This window comes from Bradyrhizobium erythrophlei (genome assembly GCF_900129425.1).
GTDB classification, from domain to species: Bacteria; Pseudomonadota; Alphaproteobacteria; order Rhizobiales; family Xanthobacteraceae; genus Bradyrhizobium; species Bradyrhizobium erythrophlei_C.
Genome location: NZ_LT670817.1, coordinates 2,282,618 through 2,298,126, shown reverse-complemented (window position 1 = coordinate 2,298,126; position 15,509 = coordinate 2,282,618). Strand labels below are relative to the sequence as shown.

Genomic DNA, 15,509 nt, shown 5'->3' with positions numbered 1-15,509 from the left:
ATCATCCGGTGCGGGCGACGCTGCGCTGCGCCGCGCCCCTCGACAGCCAGTTGGCGCCGCCGATGAGAACGCCGAGCAGGACCGTCTGCACCAGGCTGAATGCGGCGGTCTTTCCGATATTGCCGCCCTCGTAATAGTCGAGCAGCAGCACCGACATCACCATGGTGTTGCTGGTGTAGAGAAACAGCGACGAGCCGAGTTCGCGGATCGCCAGCACGAACAACAGCGTCATCGAGGCGATCACGCCCGGCCGCGCCAGCGGCAGCACGATGGTCCTGATGGTGCCGAGCATGCCCCTGCCGCAGACCCAGGCCGCTTCCTCGAGCTCGCGATGAATTTGCAGGAACGAGGTCGACAGCGCCTTGACCGTATCCGGCATGAAGCGCGCGATGAATGCCAGCGCCAGGATCCAGATGGTGCCGTAGAGCCCGCCGGGAATGCCGATCCAGGCCCACAAATACGCGACGCCGATCACCAGCCCCGGAATCGCCACCGGCAAGGTCGACACCAGGTCGATGCTGCGCCGCCCGGCCACATGGGTGCGGTGAATCGTGTAGCCGATCGCAAAGGCCAGCGTGCCGCCGACCACGGCGGTAATGATGCCGACCTCGACCGCATTGTAGATCGAGTTCAGGGTCAGCGGATTGTCGAAGATGTTGATGAAGTGCATCAGCGAGTATTGCTTCATGTCGAACAGGCTGGCGGCGTCGCGGATGAACATGAACTTGCGGAACGCCGCCACGATCAGCGCCAGACTCGGCAGGATCACCACGACAACGAGATAGACGAAGCCGAGCGCGAAGGTGAGCCAGCGCCAGGGCCCGAGATCGAGATTGCGCGGCCGGAACGCCTTGCCGGCGACGGTGGTGTAGCTGCGCCCGCTCAGCACCTTCTGTTGCAGAAACACCAGCGCGCCGGTCACCACCATCAGGATGATCGCGACGGCGGCCGCGGTATTGTAGAGCGGCGGCGACCAGTTGGTGAGCTTGAAGATATACGTCGTCAGCACGCTGATATTGGTCGGCGCGCCGAGCACCGCCGGGATGCCGTAGATGCCGAGCATGACGATAAAGGACAGCAGCATGCCGGAGACGATCGCCGGCATGATCAGCGGGAACGTCACCGAGAACAAGGTCGCGAACGCGCTGGCGCCGGAAATCTCGGCGGCCTCTTCCAGGCTTGGGTCCATGTTGCGCAGCGCCGAGGAGGTGAACATGTAGACGTAGGGCGCGTAATAGATGCCGAACACGAACACCAGTCCCCACAGCGAATAGAAATTGACGTGCCAGTCGAGCCCGGCCCATTTGAACAGGGTGTTGATCAGGCCGGTTTTGGGTGAGCCGAGGATGGTCCATGCCACGCCTGCGACCAGCGGCGGCGCGAACAGCGGCAGGATGCTGGCGGCTGCGATAAAACCCTTGAACGGCGTGTTGGTGCGCACCACGATCCAGGAAAACAGCAGCCCGATCGCGACCGCGATCAGGGTCCCGCCGCCGCAGGCGACCAGCGTATTGAACAGCGCCTCGGCGACGTTGGGGTTGACCAGCACGGCGAGGAAATTGGTGATCGAGAGATGGCGGAGGCTGAAGCCGTCGACCACCGGATTGGTATCGGTCAGCGCCCCCAGCAGCAGCGTGAGCACGGGATAGATCACCAGAAAGCCGAGGATCGCCAGCAGCAACGCGACCCACAAGCTGGCCCCCGCGCGCCGACAAATGTCCTCATAGCCGCTGCGCGTCACCTCGGTGCGCCGGCCTGCCTGTCCGTTCAAAGCGCTTTCCCCTCAGCCGGCGAGCGACCTCTTTATTCTTTATTGGCCTAAGCCTAGTCGATGGCGCGGGCGGCGGGAAGTAGCAGAAAGTCGGTTGCCGACCGCCGTCGCCGGAACCGCACAGTGAATCAGGGCGTGAAATCCATGAATCCATCGCGTTGACGGATGTCCGCTTTGGAGCGGGGTCACGGACTCACGTCGGGCAGCGCCGGAGGTCCGAAAAGTGCCAAGAGGCAATAATTGTGCGCCTGCGTGATGGAAGGGGTTCTAACGGACCCAATCGTCCCTTGGCGGCTCCGCTCGCTTTGACGCCACCCCATAACGTTACCGGACTTAAAGGGTCACGCCGGTCGAGAGACAGTAAAACCCAAGACAAGCAGGACCACGAAAATAATAAGGAGTGCGTCGAACAGTGCTCCCGCAACGTCGGCGGATACGCTGGACCGGTTAGCGACGCCCGACAGGCCTGCTGTAATCGACAGCACGAGAAATAAAAGCACCCACTTGGAAATCGCCATTGCTGTACCTCCAACGTGATGCGTTTTTGGCTCCGAAATCTCAAAGAGAAGCCCCGTCAAAGCGGGGCAAAGGAGGACTCTATTGCAGGGTGTCCAGTGGCAGCACCGACACCGCAATTCCTGCTTCGTCGTAAATTGCCACGCACATGCCTCGCTGACGAAAATCAGGATTTGCGGCAAGCATTGCCCGCGCGAAGCGGCTGCCAATTTCGAACAGATCTTCCTTCTCAGCCCACTCCTGGCGAGGGAAGGACTCGAAGGTGGTCAGATCGGTAATGCTGAGGGTGAAAAGTTGCATTTCAACCTCCACGCCAAAAACGCCAGTTGTCATGTGCGGTTCCATGATCGCACTGCAAAAATTCCCAGATTCTGTCGGGCACCGCACAATGAGCTGACTCGTCAACGCCGCCTGTCGCACTTAAGCGCGGTCTGAAATGACGTCCGCCCTGCCCTGACCAGCCAACATCGCCGAAACGCGAACACCCCGTGGGTCGACTAGCGACAGCGCACAGGATGAAAAGCGCGCGTCAGTGGCGACCGCTGATGGCAAACGGAGAAGCGCCCGGCAGCAAGGGCGAATTGATATCGCTGTCGATGCGCCCCGTCTGCTGGGTGTAGCCGAACCCCAATGCCAGGCTGACATTGGGCGCCGGCTGGAATTCGATGCCCGCATGCGCGCTATAGACTGGCAGCGTGCTGGACGTGGTGTCGAAGGGGGCAAAAGGGCTGCCGATACCGGTAGTATATTTCAAGGTGTCGAACCCGGCATAGACTCTGAAAGGTGACCCGCCCACGTTCTGGAAGTTGTAGCCGAACTGCACGCCCTGGTAATAAAGCGAACTGCCGAACGCTCCATTCTGATTGATGCCGTTCATGCTCAAACCCATGCCGCCGCCTTCGCCGCCGACAAACCAGCCGTTCGAAAAATTGTACCGCATATTGGAAACACCGCCGCCTCTGATATCGCTGCCGTCAAAGCCCGGAAAGTTGCCGTAAGTGTTCGGGCTCTGGCCGAAGGTTGGACTGCCGCCGAAGCCGATGGGCCAGCCTGGGATCCAATATGTCACAGGGGCGGCTTGGGCATGCGCCGTCCGGCCGCCCAGACAGAGCGCCGCCAATACCAGTGCGAGACCTGTTCTGCTTGAGAAAATGGACATCGACGCCACCGCCAGCTGTCCTGGAATTATAAGGCATGGATATCAGGAACGCCAGTGCGGCCCGCCGGCCGCCGCATCGCCGGGAAGGCGGCGCTCACCCTCGCTTTGATTCTAATGAATGCATCGCGACCGACGCCGATCGCGCCCTCAACCGCCTGTCCGCACCCGGCTAATCTTCCGGGTCTTCTGAAACGTTATATCCCCACATAAACAGGGCAGCTTCGATTTCTCTCGGACTCGCCTGGCATTCTTTCGCGACTTGCCAGATCAGTTGCGATGCCCATCGCACCATCGAGGCATGGCAGCGATCCCTGGCTTTGCCGAACAATGCCGGAAAATGAATGCGATTCGTCTCGGGGGACCGTTTGGCCTCTCGGTCCACGGCGAAAAGCAATTGATCGGCAACATCGTATTGATGGATTCCACGTTCTTCCGTAAATCTGGCAACGAAAAAGCCGAGCGCGGCACCGACGCGGCCGTCGTAGATCACAAGCTTCTGTTCGGGGTCGGCAAGGCCCACGATCTTCGCCATCGTCGAGTTCATGATCAGGTTTACACCGTCAAACGGATCCAGCGAGGCCTGTTCGTCTTTGATCAGATCGACTGCGCTCGAAAGCCTGGCAGAAATCTCGTCCGCATTTCGTTCGATCCACTCAAACGTCCGCCTCTGTCGATACTTGTTGTCTGCACCGCCCCAATGCATGATCGCCCGCAAGAGGGCGCAAACATCATGATTGGAATCCCGTCGAATGGCGGACTGTAGATCGGCAGCGAATCGATCCAGCTCGGCCTTATTCTCGGAAAATCTTTTTCCGCTCCATGCGTATTTCGATACCGCATCCGCCAGACCAACTGCCGACCATCTACCATCCACCGTTCGGGACCACGCCGCCAATTTTCCCCTGGGAGGAACGGCATACGAATGATGACGTTTCCCCCGCCACTCGTGAGCGAGGAACTGGCAAAATTCGCGTATTTGCTCGTGGTTCGGAATCGCGTCGATTCTCCCACTGCCATACGGAGTTGGTGTAAAAAATGATGCGCGCGCCCGCGAAGTCACGGCGTTGCGCCGCTGAACCAGAAGCTCCCGAAGCCGGGCATTCTCCTCAAGCAGCGCGTGAACGTCGTCGGTATGTTCGTCACCCCAGCGTCCCGGTTCATCCGCTGGAAGGGGATCTTCCACACCTAGCGAACGAGCGGCGTCGGCAGGTTCGTCAGCCCAAAGTGAGGGTGGGCGCCGCGGCTTATCACGCGGCGGATATGCGATTGCCATGGCTAATCCCCCGAGTTCAGGAACGCGCCCCAGTCGTCTTATCCGCGGCCAGAGTGAATTGAGTCGGAGGCAAATTTGAGACCAAAATTCGAAGCGCCTGCAGACGCGCCGCAATGACGCCGCTTGAGCGCCGGAAATTCTCGAAGCGATCGTCGCGATGTCCTTGGCTCAGAAAAGCTCCTCGGCACGGGCCTTGATGATGTCCGGAAAACAGCATTGGCAGCACGTAGGATGAGTGGAGCGGAATCGATACACCGTCACGTTGTGAACGACCGCGATGGGTTTCGCGAAGCGCCCAAGTGCGTTGGCGTGGCTGTCGGATTTATCGTACAAGGTGCGGCACGAGAGGTTTGCGTGCCATGGTGCATGAGCGGCCAGGTCGGATCGAACGCAGGTTGTCAGCAATAATGGCCGCCGACGTGGCTGGCTATTCGCGGCTCATGCATAACGACGAAGAGGCGACGCACGCAGGTTTGACGGCGCTCCTGGCGGACGTTGTCGAGCCTGTAATCGCAGAACACGGCGGCCACATCGTGAAGAATACCGGCGACGGGTTCTTGGCGGAATTTCCGAGCGCGGTCGAGGCGGTTCGAACTGCGATGCAATTCCAGAACCGTATCCATGAACTTACAATGGATGATGCGGAAGACAGGCGCATTGCGTTCCGTGTGGGCATCAATATCGGCGACGTGATCGCCGAGGCGCAGGACATCTTCGGGGACGGCGTCAACATCGCCGCACGGCTCGAGGGCGTGGCCGAACCCGGCGGTATCTGCATCTCTCAGACAGTCCTCAATCACGCGCGCGACAAGGTGTCTTTCGAGGTTGAGGACGCAGGTGAGCAAACGCTGAAGAATATCGCCCGGCCTGTCCACGTTTACCGTATCATCATCGAACCCAGGCGGCGGCCTCCGACGCCCAAACCCGGGATTGCGGCGCTCGCGTTGCCCGACAAACCGTCCGTCGCCGTGCTGCCATTCACCAACATGAGCGGCGACCCCGAGCAAGAGTTCGTCTCCGACGGGGTCGCCGAGGACGTGATTACGGCGCTATCGCGCTATCCCTCGCTGTTCGTCATCGCCCGGAACTCGTCCTTCACCTACAAGGGTCGAGCGGTCGATGTGAGACAGGTTGGGCGCGAGCTCGGCGTGCGCTATGTGCTCGAAGGTAGCGTGCGCAAGGCCGGCAATCGGATTCGCGTCACTGCGCAGCTGGTAGAGGCGGGAACCAGCAATCACGTGTGGGCCGAGCGCTACGACCGCGATCTCGCCGATATTTTCTCTGTGCAGGACGAGCTTACGGAAGCGCTGACGACCGCCATGGCGCCCGCCATTGCAGACGCCGAGCTACGACGCGCCATGCGCAAGCCCCCGGAGAGCCTTGATGCCTGGGCGGCCTATCAACGCGGTCTGTGGCATCTGAGCAAAGCCACCGAAGACGACGATGCGACCGCGGAAAAATTTTTCAAGCAGGCAATCGATCTCGACCCGACCTTCGGCGGCGGCTACAGCGCCCTCGCCTTGTACCAGCTGCAAACGGCTGCACTCTACCAAAAGCTGGACCTGTCAACCGCGCAACGCTCTGCCGAAGCCTTGGCCCGTCAGGCGGTCGCGCTCGACGGCTCCGATGCAGAAGCCCGTTCATGCCTCGGCTGGGCCTTGCAAGCGCGCGGCGAGGCTGACGGTGCGTTGGCGGAGATCGAGCGAGCTCTCTCAGTGAGTCCAAATCTAGCGATCGCGCATGGCCACCGAGGCGCGACGCTGATATTCGCGGGACGGCCGAAGGAAGGGCTCACGGCTCTCGAAACGTGTATCAGGCTCGATCCCCGCGATCCGTATCTCGCAGTACGTCTGTTGCACATTGCGGGCGGTCTATATTTCTGCGGCGAATACGAGGCTTCGATCGTGGCCGCGAAACGGGTGATCCGGTCGTATCCCGATTTTCCGATGATCTACCGCTGGTACGCGGCAGCGCTGGGCCAGCTTGAGCGCCCGGCGGAAGCGAAGGAAGCATTGGAGAAGGCCGTCTCCCGCGCACCGGCGGCATTCGACATGTATGTCCGCAACAGAGCGCCGTGGTTTCGGCCGGAAGACCACGCCCATCTCGTCGAGGGTTTGCGCAAGGCCGGCTGGAAGGGTTGAGGCAGCGTTGAAGTCCGCCGCCTGATCCGGACGGCCTGTGATTTACAGGCGAATGTCCGGTGTGGCCAGCCGACATCGCCGAACTCGAACACCCCCAAATGTTTTCCGCTTCGCTCCCGAAAGAAGTGGTTCCTGAGCGCATCCCCGGCGGAGCGTCTACCGAGCAGCGGTCTCCGGACCTCGGGCGGTGCCGTGACGTTTCCGGTGAAGCTCTTTAAACAGGCGGATAATCTCGCGCGAGCGGTCTGATAGTATAATAATGATCTTGCGTTGGTCCTGCCGGGAGCAAGATGATGTCTCGGGCTTGGTAGCCAGCACCGTGTTGTATGGGTTGCCGAAGACAAATACCTTCGAAGTGCGCCAAATGATCCGTTCCAATTCCACGAATGTGCGCATCTTTAGCTGATACTTCCACAGCACCAGGTGTTGAATGAAGTTCCACGTGAGGCCCCAGGCCCAGAACGGCAATCGCCGATAACGGATAGGGTCGAAGCCGAGTCGGCGCATCTTGTAGACGAGAAGATTGGCACCGACAAAATTGTAGCGCCAGTTGTCGAAGAAGGCGGTGACGCTCAGGTAATCCTCCTTGTGCCGACAATGATCCAACGACCCCGGTGAGCGGATCAACAGGCTTCCTCCCGGCTTGAGCATCCGCCAGCAGCGCGCCAGCCAGGCATCCAGGTTCTTGGTGTAGCCGATCGATTCCAGCGCATAGATGGCGTCAAAACTTTCACTCGCGAGATCGAGGCAGTCGAAGTCGGTGACGATCACCTGCCCATTCCTGCCCAGTTTTGCAAATTTCCGCCGGCAGATGTCCGCTTGCACGGATGAATTGGTCACGCACACGATTTCGATATCTCGCCGGCTGGCGAGGTAGCAGGCCGCCGCGCCGGACCCGCACCCGAGGTCCAACAGCCGCATGCCGTCCTCCAGCTTCAGAAGAACGTATTCGGCTTCGTACGGATGCGAAAATGCGACGCGGGGGAAAACGCATGTGCTGTAGTTCGCTTGCTCGTCGCGATACGTGCCGAACACGTCATCGTATGTACGTTTCTCGTCGTCGTGCTTGAGAAAGTCGCTCGGCTGCGGTGCCCATTCGATCAGCTGGCGCTGCTCGAATTGATTCAACTCGTGGCCGATTTTGCTCGCGTCCTTCGGCCGGGTCACCAGGGAAAAAAGTACGTAATGAAAAACGTTGTATGCGATGAACAACGCGATGGCGATCGCCACGACCAACTGAAACGTCAGAACAATGTCCAAGATTGGCTCCTGTGACCGTTAAAACGCTCTGAAAGCGATCGAGATTCTCCCGTCGATGAGGCGTCACGGTCAAGCAGCACCGTGCGCTATGATGGGATTTTATGCTCTTTTTGGGGAGCCCGATAGAGGTGGCTCATGGCGGATGACGTTCCGCCGGACCGACGTGTCCGCTGAGTTCGCAGCGCGAAGGCGCAAGCGATACCCTTCATGTTGTGGACGACCGCGATCGGTTTCGCGAAGCGCTCAAGCCATCCTGCGCGCTCACATCGCACAACGCTGGGAGGTCCGGAAAGTGCCCGGAAGCGGACATTAGCGGCGCCGCGTCGACGCGCGACCGGTACCCGAATTGGCGACTTTGCGGGTGCATTCAATAAAACGCTCCGCCAGCGGAGTCAGCGTGCGGTCCCTGACCGTAATGAACCCGACCGGCGCCGGAGGCGGCAGGATTTTGACCGGCAGAACCTTGATTTGCATTTGCCGGCCGCCAAAGCGCATGACGGAGGCGGGAACGAGACCAATCCAACGTCCGGTTTCGATCACGCGCATGTAAAGATGGAGCGAAACCGTCACTACCGTTGCCGGCGGAGATTCAAGGCCGCTGTTTCGGAACACTTCGTCTTGCAGCGATCGCGCCAGGCTACCCGGTTGCGCCAATACCCAGGGCTCTCCGATCAAGTCCGCGAGCGTCAGGTTGCGCCGCTTTGCCCAATGGCTTGCGGACCCGGCGACGACCACATTCGGCTCATCGAACAGCGGCTCCGCCACCAAATCAGGTTCGTTCATCGTCGCTGGAAGACGGCCCAGTACAAGCTCGACTCTCGATTGCGCAAATTGTCGTATTGTTGGGTCGCGATGTCTTCATGCATCACGTGAAGCACCGCCCGCGGAAAATCCCGAGAGAACTGTTCGAGGATTGCTGGAAGTAATCCGGCATCCACCACGATGGACGAGCCAATCCGCAGGTCGCCGGCGTCCGGCCGTTTGATGAATTCTATTTGCTGGAGGCCCTTCCGCATTTCGTCGAAAACCGCAGCTCCGGAGTTAAGCAATGCTCGGCCGTAGTGCGTCGGCTGGACCCCCGAGATGCTGCGGTCAAAAAGCCTGACCCCAAGCGTGTGCTCCAGTTCCGAAATCGTCTTGGACACGACGGGATAGGACACGGCCAATTCTTCCGCCGCCCGAGTCATGCTGCCCGCCTCCGCGACCGCGAGCACAATATGAAGGTCGCGCAGCTTGACGCGGCGACCGATGCGATCCGTCCATTTCATCCGAGGCCTAGCCGAATGGTTAGGGGTATGGGCATTAAATGGAACTAATCAGCTACATCAAGATCTGGCAAGACAAGACTGCGCATTCCAAGTGCGCATCGCACGCACGGCAACCTCGAAGGGAGAATCGTCATGGCTGAAATTTCCGCATCACCGCCAAGCATCGTCCTCGTCCACGGCGGCTTTGTCGACGGCGCAGGTTGGGAAGGCGTCTACAACAGTTTGAAGAAGGACGGCTACAACGTCAGCGTGGTTCAAAACCCGACGACATCTTTGGCCGACGATGTGGCCGCCACCCGGCTCGCTATCGCTCCGGTGCAGGGGCCGGTTGTCCTGGTGGGGCATTCCTACGGAGGCGCCGTCATCACCGAAGCCGGCACAGACCCGAAGGTCGCCGGGCTCGTCTACATTACGGCGTTTGCTCCGGACAAGGGCGAGTCTGTTGAAACCCTCATCAAGAACCCGCCCCCCGGCGCACCGGTCCCGCCGATCTTGCCGCCGATGAACGGCTACCTGTTCCTCGACAGGGCGAAGTTCCGCGCTTCATTCGCAGCCGACGTCAGTGAAGCCAAGGCTGCGTTCCTGGCCGACTCTCAGGTGCCGTGGAGCGTCAATGCTCTCTCCGGTTCGATCAGCGAGCCGGCCTGGAGGAGCAAGCCAAGCTGGTACTTGGTTGCGACCGAGGACAAGATGATTCCCCCGCCCGCTCAGCGCCAGATGGCAGCGCGCGCCGGCGCTGATATCGCGGAGGCCGCCGGCAGCCACGCAATCTATATTTCGAAGCCGGAGGCCGTGGCGGCGCTCATTGCCAAGGCGGCGAAGAGCGTGAGCCCCAAAATGGCCGTCGCCTGACGCATCCGGATTTCGCCGCCGGCCTTCACGGTGGAGGCCGGCGGCATTTCCGCCTTGAAGAAACGAAGCGATGTCCATCCTGTTGCGGGACGACCGCGATGGCTTTCGCGAAGACTCAACCCATCCTGCGATCTGTTGCCTGGCGGGCAAATCAGCGACCGGCCTTGTCACCTGCTTGTCCAGCCCTGTTGGCAAAAATATTCTGGTTTTCCGAAGACCCAAATCACTTCTATATTCACCGCCATCCAGTCCCACTCAGAGGGGCGTTGCGCAACGTCACCAGCGCGGGGCGGGATGCGGTGGACGCGGATGGTGCTCCTGACGAGGGTGCTTGAGGCGGACGGCGAAGACGTGTGGTCCTGACACCCCGACGCTGGTGTCAAGTCGGTGGAGGCAACTCCGCCGGCGACGGTGGCAAGAAAGCCGATCACCGGGGAGAGCACGGTATAACCCGTAAACCATTGCGCGGGGAATGCCGGGTGATTCCGGTGACTCGCTGTGAATACTCGTGTGCATACTTACTACCCATAGCGCACACGAGGCTGCGGGTGCATCGGGCATCCGGCATTCCCTGCGCCCTCTGATTGGAGGGTAAGGAATTTTCTGGCAAACCTCGGGCGAATCACGCCGCGAGATCGCGAAGCTGTGTCGAACGAACGGCGCTTCCCTTCACCTCGCCCCGCTTGCGGGGAGAGGTAAGAAAGCCGGAACCTCGCATGCAACACCGGCAAATCAATTATCTTCCTTCCCGCAAACGCGAAATCTTGATTTGAAGAATTCCAGGTTTCGGGCCACACACCCCCGCGAAGTTCAATCGATGGATTGGACCAATCAGGGGATCGCGATGGCAAACCTCACAATCAATGGAAAAACATTCGACGTCGACGTCGAGCCCGACACGCCGCTGCTGTGGGTGATCCGGGAGAATGTCGGTCTCACCGGCACCAAATACGGTTGCGGCATTGCACAATGCGGGGCCTGCACCGTGCATATCGACGGCGACGCGGTGCGCTCCTGCGGCGTGCAGGTCAGCGACGCCGCCGGCAAGCAAATCACCACCATTGAGGGTCTGGCGACCAGCGGCGCGCTGCACAAGGTGCAGCAGGCCTGGATCGACAACGACGTTCCGCAATGCGGCTATTGCCAGAGCGGAATGATCATGGCGGTGGCGGCATTGCTCAAGGAGAAGCCGAATCCGACCGATTCCGACATCGACGACGCCATCACCAATATCTGCCGCTGCGGCACCTTCCAGCAGGTGCGCGAGGCGATCCACGCCGCCGCGAACACTTGAGGAGGCAGCCATGAACCATATGCCCCAATTCAACCGCCGCGCCTTCGTCATCGGCGCCGCCGCGCTCGGCGGCGGCCTCGCGCTCGGCCTGGAACTTCCCTTTGGCGGTCCGACCGCGGCGCGCGCCGCCGATGGCTCGCCCGAGGTCAACGCCTGGGTGGTGATCCACCCCGACGACACCGTCGTGATCCGCATTGCACGCTCGGAAATGGGCCAGGGGACGCTCACCGGGCTTGGCCAGCTGGTCGCCGAAGAACTCGAATGCGACTGGTCGAAGGTGACAACCGAATTCCCGACTCCGGGGCAGAACGTCGCCCGCAAGCGCGTCTGGGGCGATTTCTCGACCGGCGGCAGCCGCGGCATCCGGACCTCGCAGGAATATGTGCGCAAAGGCGGCGCCACCGCGCGGATGATGCTGATCCAGGCCGCAGCCAGCGACTGGAAAGTGCCGGCTTCGGAATGCACCGCCGCCAACAGCGTCATCACCCATACGCCGTCGGGCCGCACCACGACCTATGGCAAGGTGGCCGAAGCCGCCGCCAAAGTCGAACCGCCCAGCGACGTCAAACTCAAGGATCCGAAGGACTGGAAGCTGGTCGGCAAGGGCGTCAAGCGGCTCGACACATCAGACAAGACCACCGGCAAGATGACCTACGGCATCGACATCAAGCTGCCGGGCATGCTCAACGCCGCGATCAAGGCCTGCCCGGTGTTTGGCGGCAAATTGAAAAGCTACGACGAAGCCAAAATCACCGGCATGAAAGGCGTCAGGAAGGTGGTGAAGGTCGGCGACAATGCCGTCGCCGTCGTCGCCGACACCTGGTGGCACGCCAAGACCGCGCTGGAAGCGTTGCCGATCGTCTGGGACGAAGGCGACAACGCCAAGGTCTCGAGTGCTTCGATCGCCAAATGGCTCGATGAGGGCCTCGACGACAGCCAGCCGGCATTCGTCGGCAACCAGAGCGGCGACGCCAAGGCCGCCTTCGCCGGCGCCGCCAAAAAGATCGAGGCGGTCTACAATTATCCCTACCAGAACCACGCCGCGATGGAGCCGCTGAATGCCACGGCGCTCTACACGCCCGATAAATGCGAGGTCTGGTGCGGAACGCAAAACGGCGAGGCCGCCTTCGCCGCAACGCTGGAAGTCTCCGGCCTTCCGGCCGACAAATGCGACGTCCACAAGCAGATGCTCGGCGGCGGCTTCGGCCGCAGGGGCCAGACCGACTATGTCCGCCAGGCGGTGGCCATCGCCAAACAGATGCCGGGCACCCCGGTCAAGCTGTTGTGGTCGCGCGAAGAAGACATGCAGCACGGCACCTATCATCCGATCACGCATTGCAGATTGGTCGGCGCCCTCGATGCCGACAACAATTTGACCGCGTTACAGCTGCGGCTGTCGGGTCAGTCGATCCAGTTTGCCCTTCGTCCGGCGGCCCTGGTCAACGGCATGGATCCCGGCGCATTCACCGGCCTCAATGCGACCGGCGAGGCCGCGATCGGATATTCGATTCCCAATATCCTGATCCAACACGCGATGCGCAATCCGCACGTCCCGCCCGGGTTCTGGCGCGGCGTCAACATCAACCACACCGCGCTCTACCTCGAATGTTTCATGGACGAACTGGCGCATGCGGCTGGCCAGGATCCGCTCGCGTTCCGGCGCAAGCTGATGGGGAACCATCCCAAACATCTTGCCGTGCTCAATGCCGTGGCTGAGAAGATCGGCTGGGACAAGCCGGCGCCGAAGGGTATCTCTCGCGGCATCGCGCAGTGTATGAGCTACAACAGCTATGTCGCCGCCGCGACCGAGATCTCGGTGACCGACGGCAACAAGATCAAGGTGCATCGCATCGTCGCCGCCACCGACCCCGGCTATGCCGTCAATCCGGCGCAGATCGAGCGCCAGATCGCCGGCTCGTTCGTCTTCGGCCTGACGGGCCTCGTCTACGGCGGATGCACGGTCAAGGACGGCTACATCGAACAGACCAACTTCGACACCTACAATTCGATGCGCATCAACGAGATGCCGAAGGTGGAATCGATCGTGATGCCGAGCGGCGGGTTCTGGGGCGGCGTCGGCGAGCCGACGATCTGTGTCGCGGCACCCGCCGTGCTCAACGCCTACTTCGCGGCGACAGGCAAACGCATCCGCTCGGTGCCGCTGCGTGATCAAAACATCACCTTCGCCTGACCCTGCAAGCGGCGGCCTTCAATGGCCGCCGCTCCATACGGATAGTGCTGATGGATGCGCCGCGCCTGATGACGCGAAGAAACGTCGTTCGTGGCCTCGCCGCGGCGTCGGCGGCATCGCTGACGTTCCCTTGTCCTTCGCACGCGCAGGCCGCCGCGCGCGTCGTCGTGATCGGCGGCGGCTTTGGCGGCGCCGGCTGCGCGCGGGCGCTGAAACGGATCGATGCGAAGCTACAGGTAACCTTGATCGAACCGGCCGGGACGTTCACCGCCTGTCCGTTCAGCAACGAGGTGATCGCGGGCTTGCGCGAAATCGAATCGCAGCAATTCGGCTATGACAGGATTGCCGGCGAAGGCGTGCGTGTCATCGCGCAGGCCGCGACGCAGGTCGATGCACACAAGCACACCGTCATGCTCGCCGACGGCACCTCACTCGGCTATGACCGCCTGGTGCTGGCGCCCGGCATCGACCTGCGGCTCGACGCCCTGCCCGGCTATGACGAGGCGGCCTCACTGAAAATGCCCCATGCCTGGAAGGCCGGCGAACAGACCCTGCTGTTGCGCAAACAGATCGAAGCGATGGATGATGGTGGCCTGGTTGTCCTGGCCGTGCCCGCGGCCCCCTCGCGCTGTCCGCCGGCGCCTTACGAACGCGCCAGCCTGATCGCGCATTACCTGAAAACCAACAAGCCGCGCTCCAAGGTACTCATTCTCGACGCCAAGGATGCCTTTCCGCAGCAGCGGCTGTTCGAGAACGCCTGGAAGGAGCTTTATCCCGGCATGATCGAGCGGACATCGCTGTCGCAGGGCGGGCGCGTGGTATCGGTCGATGCCAGGACGAATACGATCGTCACCGATTTCGGCAACTACACGGCGCAGGTAGCCAACGTCATTCCGCCGCAGCAGGCCGGCCGCATCGCCCAACTCGCCGGCGCAGCTGATCATACCGGCTGGTGCCCGATCGATCCCGTTACGTTCGCTTCAAAGCTCGTGCCCGACGTTCACGTTATCGGCGACGCCTGTATCGGCGGCGGCATTCCAAAATCCGCCTCGGCCGCGAACGCGGAAGCCAAGGCGTGCGCGCAGGCGATAGCGAACCTGCACTCGGGCGTGGCTCCGGCCGCACCCAGGCTGATCGGCGCCTGCTACAACACGGTCGCGCCCGGCTATGCATTCTCGCTGTCGGGCGTCTATCAGCCCCGGGACAGCACGTTCGCGGAAACCGAAGGCGGCGGCGCCAGCCCGCTCGATGCGCCGCGCGAGGTTCGCCAGCGCGAAGCCGACAACGCGCAAGCCTGGTACAAGACCATCACGGTGGAAACCTTTGGCTAGGGTAGCTATTCAAATGGCCAGCGCGTGGCTCGCGGCGGCGGCATTCGCGCTACCCTGCTCCGCCGGCGCGCAGGCGTTGCGCAGCTATGTCGTGACCGGCGATGGGATCGCGGAGTCGCTGACGGGGACGCCGGGGGATGCCGCGCGAGGCCGCGCGCTCGTTCTCGAGCGCACCAGCACCTGCATCCTTTGCCACAGCGGGCCGTTTCCGGAGGCGACATTTCAGGGCGACCTCGCCCCCAGTCTCGCGGGTGCCGGCAGCCGCTGGTCCGAAGGCCAGCTCCGGCTCCGGCTGGTCGATGCCTCGCGCCTCAATCCCGCGACGATCATGCCGTCCTATTATCGGATCGACGGACTCCTGCGCGTCGGACCGGCGTGGCGCGGCAAGCCGATCCTGTCGGCGGAACAAATCGAGGATATCGTGGCGTATCTTGCAAGCTTACGCGACTAGGA

14 protein-coding genes are annotated in these 15,509 nt (G+C 61.6%); 6 read left to right on the top strand and 8 right to left on the bottom strand.

The window, feature by feature from the left end:
- Position 1: 1 nt before the first annotated feature.
- From B5527_RS10815 to B5527_RS43690, 5 genes are all read right to left on the bottom strand, one after another.
- Positions 2–1,771 carry an ABC transporter permease gene (locus tag B5527_RS10815; protein ID WP_245332576.1) on the bottom strand — a complete coding sequence of 590 codons (1,770 nt, stop codon included), beginning with the start codon at positions 1,769–1,771 and terminating at the stop codon, positions 2–4.
- A 341-nt stretch (positions 1,772–2,112) separates the two neighbouring features.
- Positions 2,113–2,289 (bottom strand): DUF1328 domain-containing protein, encoded by a 177-nt coding sequence (locus B5527_RS10810; protein WP_079601276.1) that lies wholly within the window; start codon positions 2,287–2,289, stop codon positions 2,113–2,115.
- A gap of 79 nt (positions 2,290–2,368) precedes the next feature.
- Positions 2,369–2,620 (bottom strand): hypothetical protein, encoded by a 252-nt coding sequence (locus tag B5527_RS10805; protein ID WP_079601275.1) that lies wholly within the window; start codon positions 2,618–2,620, stop codon positions 2,369–2,371.
- 196 nt (positions 2,621–2,816) lie between these two features.
- Positions 2,817–3,446, bottom strand: coding sequence for an outer membrane beta-barrel protein (locus B5527_RS10800; protein WP_079601274.1), 630 nt, complete (start codon positions 3,444–3,446; stop codon positions 2,817–2,819).
- Between the two features lie 169 nt (positions 3,447–3,615).
- Positions 3,616–4,719, bottom strand: a complete 1,104-nt coding sequence (locus tag B5527_RS43690) for a hypothetical protein (protein WP_154072153.1) — start codon at positions 4,717–4,719, stop codon at positions 3,616–3,618.
- 407 nt (positions 4,720–5,126) lie between these two features.
- Between B5527_RS43690 and B5527_RS10790 the strand changes: the two genes are divergently transcribed.
- Positions 5,127–6,860, top strand: coding sequence for an adenylate/guanylate cyclase domain-containing protein (locus B5527_RS10790; RefSeq protein ID WP_172842538.1), 1,734 nt, complete (start codon positions 5,127–5,129; stop codon positions 6,858–6,860).
- 156 nt (positions 6,861–7,016) lie between these two features.
- On the opposite strand, the gene B5527_RS10785 is transcribed toward B5527_RS10790, so the two are convergent.
- The 3 genes from B5527_RS10785 to B5527_RS10775 form a co-directional block, all read right to left on the bottom strand.
- Positions 7,017–8,120 carry a class I SAM-dependent methyltransferase gene (locus tag B5527_RS10785; protein ID WP_079601271.1) on the bottom strand — a complete coding sequence of 368 codons (1,104 nt, stop codon included), beginning with the start codon at positions 8,118–8,120 and terminating at the stop codon, positions 7,017–7,019.
- A 309-nt stretch (positions 8,121–8,429) separates the two neighbouring features.
- Entirely contained in the window at positions 8,430–8,903 is a 474-nt protein-coding gene (locus tag B5527_RS10780; protein ID WP_245332575.1) for a LysR substrate-binding domain-containing protein, read from the bottom strand.
- Positions 8,900–9,388, bottom strand: coding sequence for a LysR family transcriptional regulator (locus tag B5527_RS10775; RefSeq protein WP_079601269.1), 489 nt, complete (start codon positions 9,386–9,388; stop codon positions 8,900–8,902). The genes B5527_RS10780 and B5527_RS10775 overlap by 4 nt, the downstream gene beginning before the upstream one ends.
- Before the next feature lie 132 nt (positions 9,389–9,520).
- On the opposite strand from B5527_RS10775, the gene B5527_RS10770 reads away from it, so the two are divergent.
- The 5 genes from B5527_RS10770 (at position 9,521) to soxX (ending at position 15,507) form a co-directional block, all read left to right on the top strand.
- On the top strand, positions 9,521–10,240 hold the full coding sequence (locus tag B5527_RS10770; RefSeq protein ID WP_079601268.1) for an alpha/beta hydrolase: 720 nt from the start codon (positions 9,521–9,523) through the stop codon (positions 10,238–10,240).
- Positions 10,241–11,084: 844 nt separating this feature from the next.
- The gene (locus B5527_RS10765) at positions 11,085–11,534 is read left to right on the top strand and encodes a (2Fe-2S)-binding protein (protein WP_079607207.1); all 450 of its coding nucleotides are present in this window, start codon (positions 11,085–11,087) and stop codon (positions 11,532–11,534) included.
- Between the two features lie 10 nt (positions 11,535–11,544).
- Entirely contained in the window at positions 11,545–13,725 is a 2,181-nt protein-coding gene (locus B5527_RS10760) for a xanthine dehydrogenase family protein molybdopterin-binding subunit (RefSeq protein WP_079601267.1), read from the top strand.
- 50 nt (positions 13,726–13,775) lie between these two features.
- On the top strand, positions 13,776–15,056 hold the full coding sequence (locus B5527_RS10755) for an NAD(P)/FAD-dependent oxidoreductase (protein WP_079601266.1): 1,281 nt from the start codon (positions 13,776–13,778) through the stop codon (positions 15,054–15,056).
- 13 nt (positions 15,057–15,069) lie between these two features.
- Positions 15,070–15,507, top strand: a complete 438-nt coding sequence (gene soxX, locus B5527_RS10750) for a sulfur oxidation c-type cytochrome SoxX (protein WP_154072151.1) — start codon at positions 15,070–15,072, stop codon at positions 15,505–15,507.
- Positions 15,508–15,509 lie beyond the last annotated feature (2 nt).